Genomic DNA, 17,043 nt, shown 5'->3' on the forward strand with positions numbered 1-17,043 from the left:
TATGGAACGATCAATCACACGGAAACGAACTTTATTCAACGTACTTCTTATCGGATTGATTTTCTTGGCTTTTTGCGCGGGCGGTGCTTTCTCGCAACGCAAAAGCGGCCCCAAGCCGACACCGACGCCGCGCGATCTGATTAGGAAAAGCGCGGACGTTTACCCGGAGCGCAGCCGGGTCGCGCTGGTGATCGGGAACAGTGCGTATCAGGTCGGGCGTCTAAAGAATCCGGTGAACGACGCTAACGCGATGACCACGACGCTTCGCGGCGTTGGATTTGATGTCGTGTCACGCACCGATGCCACGCTGAGCTCAATGAGGCAGGCGATCGGCGAATTCAGCCGCAAGGTTCAAAGCGAAGGCGTCCGGCTGTTCTATTTCGCCGGACACGGGGTGCAGGCGAACGGCAAAAACTACCTGATCCCGGTGGATGCCAAGATTGAACGGCTGAGCGATCTGTCGCTCCAGGCGATTGACCTTGACACGATAATGCTGCAGTTGGAAACCGACTCGGACGCGAAAAAGATCGTGAACATCATCATTCTCGATTCTTGCCGAAACAATCCGTTCATTACGACTGGGCGGAATGTCGCGCAGGGAATGGCGCAAACCGACGCGTCGGCCGGGACGTTCATCGCTTACGCGACCGCGCCCGGAAAAACGGCCAGCGACGGCACCGGCGTCAATGGCCTATACACGCAGGAACTGATCCGGCTGATAAAAGAACCCGGCTTGACCATTGAAGAGGTCTTCAAAGGAGTCAGGACGCAGGTCCGGGAAAAATCCGGCGGAACCCAGATTCCGTGGGACTCTTCTTCGCTCGAAGGCACATTCGCGTTCCTTCCCGGCAAGCCGCAAAATACGGTGCAGACCCAGAATCAGCCAACGGTGATTCAAACTCCGGGTTCGCAGAACCAGACGTCGATCCAGCCCGCGAGCCGATCGACCGTCGGCTACGACATCATCGAAGCCAACTATAGAAGCAATTTACTCGACGATGTGATTCGCGATTCGAGGATCTTTTTGCAGTCGGAACCGAACCATCCGAAGGTCAACGCGATTTATGGTCAGAGCCTTTTCACGCAGGGCAAGGTCGCCGAGGCTATACCGTATTTGGAGAATGCGGTAGTTCTTGGTCAGGCAGTTACGTTTCGGGCATTCCGAGGAAAGATACTGCTAAACAGTGAGTCGTTGGATAACGTCTTTATCGAAGTTTCGGACAAAGCCTTCGCGTTTCAATCCAAAGATGAGTCGTTCGTGGCTGAGTTCTCAAAGCTTAGCGAGGTCGCGTTTGTTTCAAATCAATCGGGGATGGCCTATATCTCGGTCCGCGGGGAGTTTCTTTACACCGAGGCCAAGAATAAAAAGCAGAAAACCGAAAAAAACAAACAAATTTTCCTTGTCGCGCCGATGGCGGGAATAACGAAGGCGGCCGGCGGGGCTAACATTCTTACGGGCGGAGCGACAACTATAAACCGGATCGCCTGCAGCAATTGCGAGGTTTGGACAAAGGAAGTGGTGAGGTTCCTTAACCGCTGCCGCACGGGCGAGGTCAAACTGAACGCGGTAGAAACCGTCACATCGATGAGAAGCGGACCGCTGAACAACTCGAAAACCGTCGAACGGCCGTCTGCAGAGTTTTATCCATACGTTTCCGAACGAGCGTTTCAGATGGCCATACCGCGGAACTGGAAAGCGATGCCGAACGGAGACATGATCTTCGCCACCGACGGCGCCCGGGACGGAACGGCGATCACGCACGGGGCGATGGTGATATTCTCGAACGCGCTTTACGATCGTCTGCCCGATGCGGTAAGAGCCGTCTCGCAGGATATTTTGAGCGGAAATACATATTTGCGACTGACCGGCTCGACGAACGCCAAATTGTCCGGGCGGGACGCGACGGTCGTATCGCTGGAAGGTCGCTCGCCAACTACAGGAAAGGTCGAAGTTGCTTACCTTTACATCGCTTTAATGAAGGACAAACGCGCGGTCACTTTTGTTTTTGTCTGTCCGGACGAAGAACGGTCCGTCTATCAGGACACGTTCAACCGGATGGTCGCATCGATCCGTTTCAAGGACTAAACGATGGGAATCACGCTGCAAGAATCATCCGCCTTTTCGCGAAATAATTCCGCGACCGGAACGGCGTCCGAAAGTGCCGGGATGATGGCCGATTTTGCGCGCGGCGCGCTTCGAACGGACAATTCTGCCGATTCTCTTCGGATCGCCGAAAGCGGGCTCAACGGAGATTGGACGGGCGTTCTCGGCGGCGATCCGGGCGTGCTCCCGACCGCCGCGCGGAGTCTCGCCCGAACGCTGCCGCCGGAACTTTCGCGGCTGATCGGTTCGGCGGAACCTCTGTTGACCGAAGGCCTGAGCGGGTTGCTTAGCGGAGACGGGTTTTCGGGTCTCGGCGGGATGATGTCGCTCGACGGGATGATGGGCCTCGCCGGCCAGTTCCTGCCGCCGTGGGCAGGCGACGCGATGGCCGTCGGCAACGAACTGCTGAACAATTTCCCTTCGGATCTGTCGGATCTTGCCGGTTCGGTTGAAAACTTAGCGGGACGGTTCCTGCCCCCGGAACTTCAGGCCGCCTGGGGAGCGATCCAGCAGGCGGGCGGAATCCAGGGACTGCTGGCGGACTTTTTCGACGAACCGAAACCGCCGCAGTCGCCTCCGGGGCCTTGGGCGGCCCGGTTGACCGACATCGCCGCCTGTCCGGGCGGAGCCGGACCGATCGCCGCGCCGTGCCTGCCGACTGTCTTTATCGGCGGTTTCCCTGCGGCCCGCAGGTCCGACGTCGTGATCTGCAACGGACTGCCGATCGATTCGATCGCGACCGGCGAACCGACGGTCTTGATGGGCGGGCTGTTCGCCGCCCGCCGCGACGACAAAACCGCGCACCAGGGAAAGATCGAGACCGGTTTCCCGACGGTTCACATCGGCAAGAAGCGAAGTCAGGCTGGAATTCAGAAGGCGATTCAATGTGCCGCTGAAGCTGCCGACGCCGGCGCGGCGACGATTAGCGGTTCGGGAATCACGGGGCCGCTGACCGATGGCGCGTTCGGGGGGCTGGGAGACATCTTCAAAGACGCGGCCGCCGGTGCACTTGGCGATTTCGCGAAGGAAAAGATCGGCGGCTTGGTTTCCGACAAGGTCGGCGAGGCGATTTCGAACGTCTTTGAAGATAGCGAGAAGCCAAAAGTGAAGCCGCAGCCTAAGCTTGTCGATGACGAGTTTGGTACTACGAAAAGGAACTAATAGGCGCGATGATATGAGCATATGGCTGTGCTTATGTGGTCCAGACAAAATTCGACGATTAAAAGGACGTTTTGATGTTCAAACTAAGTCAAACGCACAACCAGGCCTTTTACACGTGCGCGGACGCCGAGTTCGTATGCGAGGTCGTGAGCTATCTGTTTGCAAATCACGCCGAGACGCGAATCAAACTTCCAGACAGTGAGTTCGCAATTCGGGAGTTACCGGAAAACAGACTTCGTAAGATGGTCAAACTCGGAATCAAAAAGGCGCGTGGCTACGGAATGAGCTGGCAGAGTTCGCTCATCGCATTTGTTGTGATAATGGTCGTCACGGCCCCGAATTTTGACGAGAATATCCGGATTCGTTCCGTAATATCCGACGAAAAGGTCTTTCCGGAAGAGCGTCTTGATTTGCTTTGGTCAGAAACTGACGATGCGGTTTGGGAAGAAGTCTCAGAAAGTTACGACCCGAAATGCTGGTTTGCGGAAGCAGACGATCTCCGGGGGGCAACGTAATGGGAGCACACGAAAATGTCAAAGTCCCCGCCCAAGCTGCGGCGGAATGCACAGCGAATGTTCCGCCGGCGTGCAGGAAGATGGGTGTGTGCATTCCCGACGCTAACGATTTGAGTTTCGCGGAGAGCAAGAGCGCGAGTGATGTTGCATATGACGGGGAAGAAGGTGATGTTTACCGATTTCCGGATGGGAAGGAGTGGCGCGTCGATTCGCTGATCGAGAACACCCAAACCGGATTTCGCAGCGTGGTCATGAAACCGGTCGATTCATCGAATGACCGGGTCATTCTGGCTTTTGCCGGGACCGACACAACAGATTTGGCAGAATTCGCAAAAGATATGTTTTATGGGAACCTTCCGTTGACGGTTGGTGATCAATACGAGCAAGCGGCTGCAACCGCAAAAGACTTGAAAGCCAAATACGGTGATCGACTAAGGTTAACCGGGCACTCTCTGGGCGGCGGATTGTCAACTTACGCGGCGGCAATGAATGGGTGCTTAAAATCTACAGGTATCAATTCGGCGCCGTTGCATGGGAACGCGAATGGCGATGTGGTTGCAAAAAGATGTTCCAGGGAATTCCATTTTGACTACAATACAGCGTGGGAATTTGTGCACAAGCTTCCCGGCTTCAATTGGGGCGACGCGGAATCGGTGTATGGAAGTGGTAACATCTTTGACAGGCATTCATTGAAGAATACGGCACCGTGTGTGGCGCCTCCCAAGAAGGTAAAGAGTGGAAAGAGCCAAGGATTGAAGAGTATGGTGGAGCGTCGAAGGAATCGGCGTGCAGAGCAGTTTGAGGAGGCGAGACTACAGTTTGAGGAGGCGAGACTAAACGAATTGGATCGACAGGAACAAGCCCGCCTAGACAAGTGGCACAGTGAAGGTGGATATGATGGCCCGGCACCACAACCGCCGCCGCGCCCGAAGAAGAAATGAGCGCCTTTTGGAGTAAACGAATCGAAAACGACCGAAATCAATACGAACTTTACGCTCATGGGCGCGGCGAGAATCGGCATACTCGTGGTAATTGATGGTTCGCATTTGAAAATTCGAGCTGATTTGCTCGCGGTTAGACGGCTATTGCCAAACACTACCGTGAAGTCGGTTTTGTTCCAGGCAGAGCAACCAAAGCCGGCATACCGGTGAGCGGCGTGAAATATGTAGAACCAGCAAATCAAGGTTGCGGATGATTCGGAACCGCGCGGATTCAAAATTATGCCGATCTATCTCGAAGTGATAAATGGAAAATACGCAGCGGGCACGGTTTCGCTGGAGGATGGCGATGTCGCGCGGGTGGGGCGTGGGGCGCGGGCCGACATGTGTTTGCCCGACGATTTCGGGCTGGCGGAAACACATTTTCTGCTGGCGTTCGACGGTTACACCGGGCGTTTGATCGATTCCGGAAGCTCCTCGGGAACGTTCGTCGGCGGCAAGCGGATCCTCGCCGCCGAGATCGAAACAAACTGTAGGATCTCGGCGGGCGAAAGCGAGTTCGCCGTTCTGTTCGAGCAGGATTTTGGCGTGACGAAGCCCGAGACTCCAATCAAACGGCTCGTCGAGTTTCTCCGTTCGCGCGACGGCGATCTTTTCTGTCTTCTCGACGCGGCGCGCGACGAGAAGATACTCTCGCTGCTGCGGAAATCGAATTCGAAGCATATGTCGCTCTATCAGGGTGAATCGCAGAGGCAGATGGCACACGTCGCGCCGTACCTTGTCGAGTTCGACAAGTCCGATGTCTTTTTGGAAAGGCTGTTGAGACACGGCTGGGGCAAGCGCTGGTGCACGTTTTTCTCGAGCCGCGCCGGTTTCGGCCACCTTCGCAAGCACTTTCGCCGCTTCCTGTTCGTCAAGGACGAAAGAGGCGCATCCGTCTATTTCCGCTTCTACGACCCGTCCATAATGCGGACATTTCTGCCGGCATGCACCGATGACGAACTCAAAGATTTCTTCGGTTATGTCGACCACTTTTACACCGAAGATGAAATGCCGTCGCGCGTCAAGTGTTTCGGTCGCGACGACGCCCTTCCATTTTCGGAAACAACATTCGTTTTCGACCTGATCAAATAGTTTTAGGGTAGAATTACAGATATTTCGCGGTCTAAGTAGACTGAAAAGGTTATCCCGGCCTCCGTCGTCCGGACGCGGAATCTAACCGATCGAAAATGTCGGATAATCCAAATCCTCTGACTGACGATTTGCTGCGGCTGTATGTGAATGCGCCGGGGGAGGCGGAGTCTGCCCGGATCTTGGAACGGTTGGTCGGGGAACTGGCGCTGCCGGTGATCGAGCGGACGCTGCGGATGAAGTTTCGGCAGTCGGCCGAGCGCGGGGTCGGGTTTTCTTCCGGCGATCTCGAGGATCTTTGCAATCAGAGCTGTCTGAACCTCGTCCTGAAACTCGCGGCGATGCGCGCCGAACCGGACGGGAACGGCATCCGCGATGTCCGGGGTTACGCGGCGGTCGTCGCGTACAACGTCTGGCACGACTTCTTGAACGAATCGACGCCGAACTGGAAGAGCCTCAAAAACAAGATCCGCTACGCCATCGGGCGCTCGGAGGAAATCGGTCTTTGGAGCGACTCGGGCGAAATCCATTGCGGGTTTGCGAGCCGCGAACGCACGACAGCAAGGGCGTTGGCGGGCGACGAGATGTCCGAACTTCTCGCCGCAATCCCGCATTTGAGAAGCTCCGGGCTTCCGGAGATCGTGTTTGAAATACTTCTTCGGGCAAACCGCCCGCTCCGGCTGAACGATCTCGTGACGGTCGTCGCCCGGTTGTGGGCGGTCGAGGACATCGCCGACGCGGCGCTCGACGGTTATCGCGAGAATACGCTCTCGGGCGGAAACGGTCAGCGCGATCTTGAAATGCGGTTCGAACTTGAACAGATCTGGAGCGAGATCAGCCAGTTGCCGGAAAATCAGCGGACGGCGCTGCTCTTTAACCTGCGCGACGAACAGGGCCGCGAGATGCTGTTCGTCTTTTTCAATTCCGGTATCGCGAACCTCAAACAGATCGCCGCGGCGATGTCGCTCGACGGGGAAGAGTTTTCGAAAGTGCTGCCGCTCCTGCCGTTCGACGACCGGACGATCGCCGACAGAATGGGGATCACGACGAAACAGGTCGCCAATCTTCGGAAGGTCGCGCGCGACAATCTGCGGCGGCGTCTCGCCGGAAAGCCGAGACGAAATCGGCGCGGAGGTGAAAAATGAGCGGTATGATCGACCATCCGAGCCCGGATACCCTTATCGCGTACGCCGAACGGCGGCTCTCGTCCGGCGAAATGACAAACGTCATCCTCCATCTGGCCGAATGCGCGGAGTGCCTCGAGTCGGTCCGGCCGGCGTTCGCGACAGCGCGGACGGTCGCCCTGTTCGACGCTGCCGGCGGCGATGCGTTCCACCTCGATTTCGACGAACATCTCAGGCCGTTCGTGGACAGTGAAGCCGACGCCGTGACGCGCGAACTGGTCGAGAGCCATATTCTCGACTGTCCGGCCTGTGCCTTCGAACTTCGCGAATTGCGCGAGTTTTCCGAAAGCTTGCGGCTGCGCGAGTTCGAGACGGCCGCGCCGCCGACGATCTGGGCAAAGATCGGCGCGATGTTCAACGCCCGATCGATGAGATTCGCGGCAGCCCTCGTACTGCTGCTGTTCGTGGCGGCGGCCGTCTATTTCGTCTGGCCGGAACGTCGCTCGGCGGAGATCGTGTCGACCGCGGACATCGCACCGAACATATCTGATCCGAAATTGCCGCTGCCCGAGCCTTCACCGACGCCAGGCGCGATCGTCGATCCCGAGAAAACTCCGCCGGCCGCACCGGAAGATTCGGAAAACCTTCCCGATCCCTTTCGCGCGGAAACGGCACAGGCGGTCAGATCCGGACGGCTCTCGCTGCCGGGTTTTCTCGCGGCGCTCGGCGGCGCCGGCAGCCTTCGCGGCGGCGGTGGCGATCGGACGCCGGCCGCATTGACGCCGAACGGCGAAGCTGTCCGAAGCGCCGCGCCGTTGATCAGTTGGAACGGATTTGCCGACGCCGGCGAAGGTTACACGGTCGCGATCTATGACGAGAACGGCGATCTTGTCGAGCAAAGCCCGACGCTCGACGCGAACCGTTGGAAGCCGTCGCGCGAGCTTGCCCGCGGCCGCGTCTACGATTGGGAAGTGCGTTCCTCGAAATCCTCGAAGGCATTTGCCGGACGGTTCCGCGTGATCGACCGGGCGGCTCTCGCCGAACTCGGCCGGCTTCCGCGCTCAACGCCTTTCGCCCGCGGCGTCGCGCTTGCGAACCGCGGTCTTCTGACCGAAGCCGCCGCCGAGTTTCGACGCGCGATCCGGACCGGCGACAACGTTCAGACGGCGAAGAAGTTCCTGCGGCAGATCGGCGCGGCAAAGCGAGGCGGGTAGAAGCCCCGATCTGCCGGTCGGGCCGCGCAGGGCTTGATCCCGGGCACTAGTTTTCGCCTCGGAGATTCTTGACAGAGCTTCTGCTTTGGAAGGGCAACGCTTAACCAACCGCTACCGCAGTTGGTACTGACCTGCGGTAGCGGTCGTTTTTCCGCGGCCGACAACTTGCGGTTCTAAAATAAACCGTTTGCGAGAGGTAGCGCCGGCGGAGTTTCTTCGTCTTGTTTCAGCAATAGGCCCAACCAAAGTCGGAACCTCGTATCCCGGACGCACACCCAGCGCGTTCGGGGCCTCGCCATCTCGCCGTTCTTGACTCGAGATGCAAAAATCTCCGGCGTTTGCCAAGCCTGCCAGTCGCTTCAGTTAAAGTCTGGATTTCTTCCCGCGGTCTTCGCCGGTGGCAACATCGAAATACGAACCCGTCCGAGACGCACCTATCCGATGATCTTCCTGTATGGAAAACCAATGCTGTGCTAAACGTTGGATTGCAGATTGTGCCGGAAACGGAGTGTCAAAACACTCAGATTTCGAAACCCAGGTGTCACCCGCCAACAATTCGAGCGAGCGTGTAAAACACGCGGACCTATTGCATCCGCTAGAGTTACGCGTGTTACACACGCTTTGGAAGTCGGCGCGGCGGGCCACCTGGGTTCCGCTTCGCTTCACGTGGTGCTATCGCAAGTTCGCGTGCTCCGCACGCTTGAAGAAGTAAATTCAGATTCCTTATTACGAACATCGGCAGTTTGTTGAATCTTGATCCTTGACTCAAAAAAGGATCGTTGGAAAACAACCGTTTTATTCCTCGGGCTTTTCCTGAAAGCAACCTATGATTAGACCTATCTAGTCAGTATGCCGTAGCTCATTTGAGCCGCCGGTGCGTCATAATTGCTGTTTTTGCAGCAGCGCGCCGGAAGCTGAAACGATGACCGAACCGACTCAAGTTGAACTTGCGAAGATCGCCGAAGACAGCGCCTTGGCGGCGGTGGTCGTCGATGAGAATTCGTCCGTCAGATCGTCCGCGAACAACAATTCGATTTGCGAAGTGTTGAACGCATCGGACGAGTTTGCGCCGTCGTGCGCCGAGTTCTGCGGGCGTGCGGTCGAGTTCGCGGGCGACGATCGCGGTTCGTACCGGTGCTTCGCCGGCCTCGATTGTGTCGCCGTTCGAATGAGAACCGCGAAACCTTTGGTCGCGATCGTCGGGCGCGCGTTCACTTCCGCCGAGAATTACCGCCGCGCGACCGAACGAGCCATTTCGGGCGACTGGAGCAAATTCCCGCCGACGAAGATCTTCGACAACGTTCTGCTGACGAGTTCCGAAAAAAACATCGAGGACGCGGCGCTGAAAATCCAGGCGCTCGGCGTTGCTGAAGATCGGCCGTTCGAACCGTCGCCGGTCGAGACTCCGGCCGAATCGGAAACTATCGAAATTCCTGTCGAGGAAGGCGGCGCGGCTGTCGAAACTCCATTTGCGGCAACGGCCGAGGCGCGTGAGCCGGTCGATGAAGAGAATCCGCCCGAGATCGGTTCCGACCGAATCGAATCGGGCAAAACGCCGCCCACCGAATCTGAGGCGACCGCACCGATTCCGCGTCCGGTTGAAGAGATGCCTGACACGGCCGAATCCGATCAGAAATCGGCGATCGAGCAGATGCTCCGCGAGTTCAACGAAAAGCCGCCGGAGATCGTCGCCGTCAGCGGGCCGCCGACGGCCGACGCTGAAGAATTTGCGGCGTGGCGATCGTTTTTCGGATCGCTCGCGAGTCTCAAATATCGCGACGCCTGTGACTCGATTCTGGAGTTTCTGCAACGTCGATACGGACTCGCGTCGCTTGGCTGGCTCGAACTTCGCGAGCGCGGCTTCGAAGTCATCAGCGCGACCGGCACGCTCGAAAAACAGCAGTTCAAGGTCCACTTTCAGTCCGATGATCGCCGGCTTTTCCGCGCGATCGAGGCCGAAGCGCCGCTCAGGCTCCGTGAAAGGACCCGATCGGGAGGCGATACGGAACGAAAGACCGTCGCGCTTTATCCGATCGCCGTCGGCGACGAGGTTCAGAACGCGCTCGTCGTTGCCGATGCGGTTGAAGACGAGTATCTGATGCAGCATCTGTCGCGATTTTGCCATTCGGTCGCGTCCGAGATCGAGGTTCTGCGTTTGCGCGAAGAGGTCAAACGCCGGAGCTGGCTGGCGAAGGCGGTCGAACGCTTCAACTCCGGCTTGAAAGATCTCGACACCGATGAGTTTTGGCCGAAATTGATCCAGATCTCGGCCGAACTGATGAATTCAGAACGCAGCTCCCTGTTGTTGTTCGACGAAAAGACCGACATAATTTCAGTCCGCGCCGCGATCGGCGCGACGGCCGAGAGCATCGAGTCGAAGGTTGAAGGAATCGGCGAACGCGTCGCACGCGGAGTTTTGACGGAAGGGAAACCGGTCGTCATCGGCGATGTCGGCAAGATCGGAATTGGTGCGGCGCCGCTCGATTGGAAATACAAGACCGGTTCGTTCATCTCCTATCCGTTCGTCATCGGAAACCGCCGGATCGGAGTGCTCAATTTCGCCGACAAAGCGGACGGGACCGCCTACAACGAATTTGACCTGGAAATCCTCGAAGCGATCGCGCCGCAGGTCGCCGTCGTTATCGATCGTGCAGCATTGAAAAGCAAGGCCGGCGAATTCGAGCAACTTTCGGTGACCGATCCGCTGACCGGATTGCTGAACCGGCGATATCTTGAGGAACGCCTCGCGGAGGAGATCAAGCGTTCGAACCGTTACGGTTACCCGATGTGTTTTCTGATGGTCGACGTCGACGATTTCGGCAAGTTCAATAAGGATTTCGGTGTGCTCGTCGGCGACCGCGTACTGCGCGAAGCGGTCGATGCAATGAAAGGCACCCTGCGCGGAGCCGACATCGCGGCGCGTTACGGTGGCGAGGAATTTTGCGTGCTTCTGCCGCAGACGACGCTGGCGGAAGCGAGGATGATCGCCGAACGAATCCGCCACAGCGTTGAATCGATCGAGTTCCCGCAACGCAAGATCACGATCAGCGTCGGTATCTCGACTTTCGTTTACGGAATATCGAGTGCCGAGGAGATCATACGCGCCGCTGACGAAGCGATGCGGCAGGCGAAAGCGAAAGGGAAAAACAACGTGCAGGTGCACGAATCATCCGAAGCGGCAGCGGAATGAACGGCGGAAATGCAATGGAAATGAAAGGGCAAAAAAGAATTCTGGCGACCGTGGCGGCTGATTCGTTCGTCGGGCGCGATGTCGAACTCGAAACTCTGATAGCCGAAGCGCATCGGACCGACTCGACTTCGGGCCTTCATTTGATAGCCGCTCCGGGACTCGGTCTTTCCGAACTTCTGCGGCAGACCTACGATCGCCTTTTCAGGGACAAGAACGGCCCGATTCCGTTCTATTTCAGCTTTCGCCCCGACGAAACCGCTTCCGCCGCCGCGCTTCGGTTTGTCCAGGATTTTATTTTGCAGACGGTCGCGTTTCGGCGTCAGAATCCGGCATTGCTTGATTTCGGCGGCGACATCTGCGAGATCTCGCAGATCGCCGTGCCGGGCGATACGCATTGGATCGACAGACTGCTCGAAACTTGCCGGCTTGAAAGCCGTCTGAACAACGAGCGGGCGTTCATCCGCACCGCGCTCGGCGCTCCCTTGCGGGCGTACGCGAACGGCGCGCGGTCGTTCGCGATGCTCGACGATCTCGATACGGCCGATCCCGAACTTCGGGCTGAATTGAATTCGATGTTCGCGCGGTTCGAAATGCCGTTCGTATTCGCCTCCAAACGGCGTTTCGACATCGATCAGATAGTGCTTGAAACGACCGAACTCGAGCCTCTTCGATTCGATGAGGCGGGCGCGCTTGCCGAACGGCTCGCGGAAAAGCTCAAGGTCGTGATCAACGAACAGGCACGCGATCTGATCGCCGTGCAACTCGGGGGAAATCCGGCGTTTATCACGAATCTGATCCAGTCGGCGAACGAACAAGGCGTCGGTCTCGACAGTTTCGCACGCGTCCAGAGAGTTTACACCGACGAGATCTTCGGCGGACGCACCGCACGGTACCTGAGCGGCATTTTGAATCGGATCGTGCCGGACGGAAAACTGCAGAAGCAAGTCGTCGGCGCGCTTTTTGACGCGCTTCGGCCGGAAATCGGAAAGATCCACGCCGAAGACTGGCGCCGGCTTTTCAACCTTGACGCCGATTCGTACTATCGTCTGCTTAACGAGCTCAACGCGCAGGAGTTCATCAGTGTCACGTCGAACCTGATCGAACCGATGCGCGAGAATCTCCCGCTTTGCGACTTCGTGGCCGGACGCTTTCGCCTTGAGACCGCGAAACAGAACCGGGCGCTGACGATCGGCGAGTCACTCGCGGCGTTCGTCAAGCGCGCGCCCGTGACGATGGCGGCCTTTTACCGCGAAAATTCGGCGCTCGGACTGCGCGAACTGTTGGCGGTCTTCAATCATCAGGATGTACCGCGGGCGCTCCTCGACTACGGCGCTTTCCGTGACGATCTGAAGGGCTTGCCCGATGCCGAGATCGTCAAAACCGCGCTCGCCGATGACGATCGCGTAACTTTGCCGCAGATCGTTTATGCCGCGCACACCGTCGCGGTCTATCCGTCGATCTCGCAGGTCATCGAACGCTCGCGTTCGGCGGTCGCGCTCGGGTTTCTCGAATCGAGCTATCGCGACGGCGACGAGATCGTCTGGATCGCGGCCGAGATCGATTCAAAACTAGAAGCGTCGCGCGATCTGGCCGAGTTTTGGTGCGATCGTCTCGAAATGGTCGCGCTCGTCTGCAATTTTCAGAACTACAGACTCTGGCTCGTTTCGCCTGAGGGATTTTCGGACCAGGCCCGCGAGGTTCTCGCCGAACGCGGCGCGCTGGGCTCGAGCCGCAAGCAGGTCGATCTGCTCGTCCAATTTCTCGGCGCCCCTGTGACCGCCGCGGAGAGGTCGAACGAATACGAAATGGTCGTGCCGATGGGCGAGGACACGGAGATCATCGCCGCGCAGACGATCGAAGAGATCGCTCGGCGCCATCATTTCGCACCGAAGGCGATCAACCAGATCAAGACCGCGCTCGTCGAAGCGTGCATCAACGCGTCCGAGCATTCTCACAGTCCTGACCGCAAGATCTACCAGCGCTTTTTCGTTGAGGAAGACCGCATTACGATCACCGTTTCGAATCGGGGGATGCGTTTGAAAGACAAGCAGTCGCGAGAGATCAACCCGACCGAAGGCCGCCGCGGCTGGGGCCTCAAACTGATGCGCTCGCTGATGGATGAGGTCAGGATCGAACAGACCGACGACGGCACGCGGATCACGATGGTCAAGAAGATCTGATTTGCGATTTTCGATTTTCGATTTGCGATTTGCGATTGGGATTCCAGATTCCAGATTCCAGATTCCAGATTTCAGATTTCAGGATTCCAGATCTCAGGATTCCAGAATTCAGAATTTAGATTCCAGGATTCCAAGGATTCCAGATTCCAAATTCCAAGGTTCGAGATTCCAGGATTCCAGATCCGAATTCAAGATTCCCGAATTCCAAGGGTTCCAGACCGGGAATCCCGAATCGCGTTGCAATCGCGTCGAGTCGGTACCATCTGCGGTAGCGGATGGTTGGTTGCGGCACCCCCGGACCGATACGAACCTATCTTCAACCATCCGCTACCGCAGATGGTACTGACTCGTCCCGGCCCCGAATACAAAGAACCCCTGGGTTTTTCAAAGCTCCCGATTCCAGGATTCCAAGATCTCAGACTCAATGGAATTTGGAACCTGGAATACCTGGAATCGCAAATCCCAAATCCCAAATCGCAAATCGCAAATCCCAAATCCCAAATCCCAAATCGCAAATCCCAAATCGTTTGACTTTTCCGACTTAAAGTTCTACTTTAACTTTCAGTTTCAGATTAGACTCGACCAAGCTTGCGAAACGTGGAAACAAATACAATTACCGTCAGTCCGGCGGGTGAAACGGCGACTGTCCTGGCCGGCGATTACCTGAACAAGATCAGCGGCGAAACGATCGAGCGCGAGTGCCGCAAAAAACTTGAGGCCGGCGCGAGGAGGCTGGTCGTCAACTTCGCTGAAACCGAGATCGTCAATTCGATCGGGGTCTCGATCCTGCTCGGCGTGATCGACGCCGCCCAGGACGCCGGAGCGGAGGTCATCTTTTCGGACGTCAAGGAAGAGACTCAGGAACTGTTCGAAATGCTCGGTCTGACGAACCACGTTCAAATGAGGTGAGCGGTGAGCGGTGAGCGGTGAGCAGTAAGCGGTGAGCAGTAAGCAGTGAGCGGTGAGCGGTGAGCGGTGAGCAGTAAGCGGTGAGCAGTAAGCGTTGAGCGTTGAGCGGTGAGCCTTTGATTTGCGATCGCCCAAATCGAAAATCGCAATTCGAAAATCGCAAATGTCGCAAATGGAAAATTCACAAAAACTCATACATACCTTCGGCGCGCTGGCGGAACTCGGCAGCGAGGTCGCGCAGAAACAGAATTTTCAGGAAATGATGCGGACCTCGCTGCATCTGTTGTTGGGAAGCCTGGCGATCATGCGCGGCGGCATCGCGCGCTTTTCGCGATTCGGGCACGAGCTGAATATGCTCGTCGTCCGCGGTTTCGGTGAGGAGTTTCCGCTCAGCCTGTCGCTGTGCCACGAAGACGAACGCCAGTTTTTGGTCAACGGAACCTATCCGATCGAGGTTTCGCAGGCGAAGGTCCTGCCGTTCTTTCAGATCTACGATCGGAGTTTCGAAAAGAAACGCGTCGAGCTGCTGATTCCGCTTGTCATTCGAGACGAGATCGTCGGCGTCATTCTGCTCGGCGAGAAGGCCAACGGCGAACCGTATTCGAATTACGACAAGGACATCATCTGCGCGATGGCGCGGCACGTCGGCGTCGGCATCGCGCAGCGTAATCTGATGGCGGAGCTTGAACGCCGGGCGGACGAGAACCGCCGTCTCTACGACGATCTCAAGACGACCTACGCCGACACTGTCAAGGCCTTTGCGACGGCGATCGATTGCAAAGACAAGTACACCGAGGGGCATTCGGTGCGCGTCGGAAAGTACTCCGAGGCGATCGCGTTTGAACTCGGCTGGGGCGAACCGGAAGTCGAAGGCGCGGCCGTTGCCGGATATCTTCACGACGTCGGCAAACTCACCGTCGAACGCAACATCATCAACGCGCCGTACCGCATCAACGCCAAGGAATCGGCGGAATTATCGAAACATCCATCGGTCGGCTACGAGATTTTGTTGCCGATCCATCACCCTTACGCGGACGTCCCCCTCGCTGCGAAGTACCACCACGAACGGCTCGACGGGCGCGGTTATCCGGACGGTTTGATCGATCGCGAGATCCCTTACATTGCGAAGATCGTCAATCTCGCGGATTCGTTCGACGCGATGACGACCGATCGGCCGTACAAGCGAAGACGTCCCGCGGGAGAAGTCATCGATGACCTCGCACGCAACAGCGGGCGCCAGTTCGCTCCCGAACTCGTGTCGGCGTTTATGCGCGGAATGCTCAAGGAATTGAACGGTGAGTCCAAAGACAAGCGTTTTCGCAGGCTGCTCGGCCGGGATTATATGGAAACGGAAGGACTCGGTTCGATGATCGGCGAGGCCTTGAACCGCGTTGCGCCGACCTCGCGTGCGACGGCAGTCGCTTGATCACGGATTACGCGATAGGAGCTTTTTGCCGGCGAATCACGCCAAATACGCGAAACAAATTTCACGATCAAGAGGTTGGGCTGAAGGTTCGCGCTCACTTCAATTCGCCGTCTCCGCGTGGGAAGGCTACTGATTGTTGAAGGGCAGCCGGTTCTCCACGCAAAGTCCGCCTCGGTACCATCTGCGGTAGCGGATGGTTGACGATCGGCATACGAGCGTGATGCCGATCGGAACGTTGCGGCCGCAGACTGCCGCGGACAACCATCCGCTACCACAGATGGTACTGACCTGTCTTGACCGCGCGGTCGCTCGATTCGCGCACTCTCCGGGAAATCCGGGAGCAGTTTCTCTCGAATTCAGTAAACCTCAAACTCCCCGTTTTGAGATTTCAAATTTAAATTTCAGATCTGAAATCTCAAACCGCTGTAATCACAAGACTTTGGGCCGGAAAGTCGCTTCGATTCCCGCGAACCGAATAGAACCGACGTGCGCGGAAAGCCATTTCCCGCTAAACGCGCCAAATACGCGAAACTGTCTGGTATTGCGACCGTCTCGGCCGAGCTTAATCTGTGCCGCCTACGAACACTAAGTTATTCCAAAGACTTCGTTTATTGCCGTCGTTGCGCGAATTGAAGTGAGCGCGAACCTTCAGCGCAACCTCTTGATCGTGAAATTTGTTTCGCGTATTTTTGGCGTGCTTCGTGGGAAATAGCTTCCAATGGGTAATCTCGCTCCCGGTTCGGCCGGCTAGTTTTGCAACAGCCACGCGGCCGCGTCGTCGGTTGTGTTGAAGACGGTTGCTTTTGTTCCGCGGTTGGTTGCGACCACCTCCGCAAACTTATTGAGCGGGTCGTGTTGGGCGTGCCGGTCGACAAATGCGACGAGGATCTCGTTTCCGACTATTTCCTGCAATTGCTTTGCAAATTCGTAATGTTCCGATGCGGGGGCGTCGCCCTCGAGGTCTTGCTCGACAAGCAATCGCTTTAATCCCGATCGATTGGCCTCGGCGACCGCTTCGGTCCAGTATTGCTTGCTGATCTCCACGCTGTCCTCTTTACCCACGACATAAACATACAGATAATTCGGATAATGCGTGAACTCGATTCGATAAGGTTTATCAGACATTTTCTACCTCCACCCGCAGTTTCACC

At 57.1% G+C, this 17,043-nt stretch carries 13 protein-coding genes; 12 read left to right on the plus strand and 1 reads right to left on the minus strand.

Features of this window, described 5'->3' with window-relative positions; all coding sequences use genetic code 11:
* Position 1: 1 nt before the first annotated feature.
* The 12 genes from IPN69_14875 (at position 2) to IPN69_14930 (ending at position 15,892) form a co-directional block, all read left to right on the plus strand.
* Positions 2-2,086, plus strand: coding sequence for a caspase family protein (locus IPN69_14875; GenBank protein MBK8811994.1), 2,085 nt, complete (start codon positions 2-4; stop codon positions 2,084-2,086).
* 402 nt (positions 2,087-2,488) lie between these two features.
* Positions 2,489-3,265, plus strand: a complete 777-nt coding sequence (locus IPN69_14880) for a PAAR domain-containing protein (protein MBK8811995.1) — start codon at positions 2,489-2,491, stop codon at positions 3,263-3,265.
* Positions 3,266-3,339: 74 nt separating this feature from the next.
* Entirely contained in the window at positions 3,340-3,780 is a 441-nt protein-coding gene (locus IPN69_14885) for a hypothetical protein (GenBank protein ID MBK8811996.1), read from the plus strand.
* Positions 3,780-4,721 carry a DUF2974 domain-containing protein gene (locus tag IPN69_14890; GenBank protein ID MBK8811997.1) on the plus strand — a complete coding sequence of 314 codons (942 nt, stop codon included), beginning with the start codon at positions 3,780-3,782 and terminating at the stop codon, positions 4,719-4,721. Before IPN69_14885 ends, IPN69_14890 begins: the two co-directional genes overlap by 1 nt.
* Positions 4,722-5,000: 279 nt before the next feature.
* Positions 5,001-5,852, plus strand: coding sequence for a DUF4123 domain-containing protein (locus IPN69_14895; protein ID MBK8811998.1), 852 nt, complete (start codon positions 5,001-5,003; stop codon positions 5,850-5,852).
* Between the two features lie 95 nt (positions 5,853-5,947).
* Positions 5,948-6,994: a hypothetical protein gene (locus IPN69_14900; protein ID MBK8811999.1), complete on the plus strand. Its 1,047-nt coding sequence runs from the start codon at positions 5,948-5,950 to the stop codon at positions 6,992-6,994.
* A complete protein-coding gene (locus IPN69_14905; GenBank protein ID MBK8812000.1) occupies positions 6,991-8,187 on the plus strand; it encodes a hypothetical protein in 1,197 nt (398 codons plus the stop codon). Before IPN69_14900 ends, IPN69_14905 begins: the two co-directional genes overlap by 4 nt.
* A 922-nt stretch (positions 8,188-9,109) precedes the next feature.
* The gene (locus IPN69_14910) at positions 9,110-11,377 is read left to right on the plus strand and encodes a diguanylate cyclase (GenBank protein ID MBK8812001.1); all 2,268 of its coding nucleotides are present in this window, start codon (positions 9,110-9,112) and stop codon (positions 11,375-11,377) included.
* Positions 11,378-11,397: 20 nt separating this feature from the next.
* The gene (locus IPN69_14915; protein MBK8812002.1) at positions 11,398-13,557 is read left to right on the plus strand and encodes an ATP-binding protein; all 2,160 of its coding nucleotides are present in this window, start codon (positions 11,398-11,400) and stop codon (positions 13,555-13,557) included.
* 22 nt (positions 13,558-13,579) lie between these two features.
* A complete protein-coding gene (locus tag IPN69_14920; protein ID MBK8812003.1) occupies positions 13,580-13,903 on the plus strand; it encodes a hypothetical protein in 324 nt (107 codons plus the stop codon).
* Between the two features lie 251 nt (positions 13,904-14,154).
* Positions 14,155-14,466 carry an STAS domain-containing protein gene (locus tag IPN69_14925; GenBank protein MBK8812004.1) on the plus strand — a complete coding sequence of 104 codons (312 nt, stop codon included), beginning with the start codon at positions 14,155-14,157 and terminating at the stop codon, positions 14,464-14,466.
* A 172-nt stretch (positions 14,467-14,638) separates the two neighbouring features.
* Complete coding sequence (locus IPN69_14930) at positions 14,639-15,892, plus strand: HD domain-containing protein (GenBank protein MBK8812005.1); 1,254 nt, start codon at positions 14,639-14,641, stop codon at positions 15,890-15,892.
* A gap of 747 nt (positions 15,893-16,639) precedes the next feature.
* On the opposite strand, the gene IPN69_14935 is transcribed toward IPN69_14930, so the two are convergent.
* Positions 16,640-17,017 (minus strand): hypothetical protein, encoded by a 378-nt coding sequence (locus IPN69_14935; GenBank protein MBK8812006.1) that lies wholly within the window; start codon positions 17,015-17,017, stop codon positions 16,640-16,642.
* Positions 17,018-17,043 lie beyond the last annotated feature (26 nt).

This window comes from Acidobacteriota bacterium, assembly GCA_016715115.1.
In the GTDB taxonomy this organism is placed as follows: domain Bacteria; phylum Acidobacteriota; class Blastocatellia; order Pyrinomonadales; family Pyrinomonadaceae; genus JAFDVJ01.

What these genes read in the sequence shown, in the direction of transcription:
- IPN69_14875 (MBK8811994.1), top strand. Translation starts at nt 2, where the DNA reads ATGGAACGATCAATCACACGGAAACGAACTTTATTCAACGTACTTCTT.
- IPN69_14885 (MBK8811996.1), top strand. Translation starts at nt 3,340, where the DNA reads ATGTTCAAACTAAGTCAAACGCACAACCAGGCCTTTTACACGTGCGCG.
- IPN69_14930 (MBK8812005.1), top strand. Translation starts at nt 14,639, where the DNA reads ATGGAAAATTCACAAAAACTCATACATACCTTCGGCGCGCTGGCGGAA.
- IPN69_14910 (MBK8812001.1), top strand. Translation starts at nt 9,110, where the DNA reads ATGACCGAACCGACTCAAGTTGAACTTGCGAAGATCGCCGAAGACAGC.
- IPN69_14905 (MBK8812000.1), top strand. Translation starts at nt 6,991, where the DNA reads ATGAGCGGTATGATCGACCATCCGAGCCCGGATACCCTTATCGCGTAC.
- IPN69_14890 (MBK8811997.1), top strand. Translation starts at nt 3,780, where the DNA reads ATGGGAGCACACGAAAATGTCAAAGTCCCCGCCCAAGCTGCGGCGGAA.
- IPN69_14915 (MBK8812002.1), top strand. Translation starts at nt 11,398, where the DNA reads ATGAAAGGGCAAAAAAGAATTCTGGCGACCGTGGCGGCTGATTCGTTC.
- IPN69_14900 (MBK8811999.1), top strand. Translation starts at nt 5,948, where the DNA reads ATGTCGGATAATCCAAATCCTCTGACTGACGATTTGCTGCGGCTGTAT.
- IPN69_14880 (MBK8811995.1), top strand. Translation starts at nt 2,489, where the DNA reads ATGGCCGTCGGCAACGAACTGCTGAACAATTTCCCTTCGGATCTGTCG.
- IPN69_14935 (MBK8812006.1), bottom strand. Translation starts at nt 17,017, where the DNA reads ATGTCTGATAAACCTTATCGAATCGAGTTCACGCATTATCCGAATTAT.
- IPN69_14895 (MBK8811998.1), top strand. Translation starts at nt 5,001, where the DNA reads ATGCCGATCTATCTCGAAGTGATAAATGGAAAATACGCAGCGGGCACG.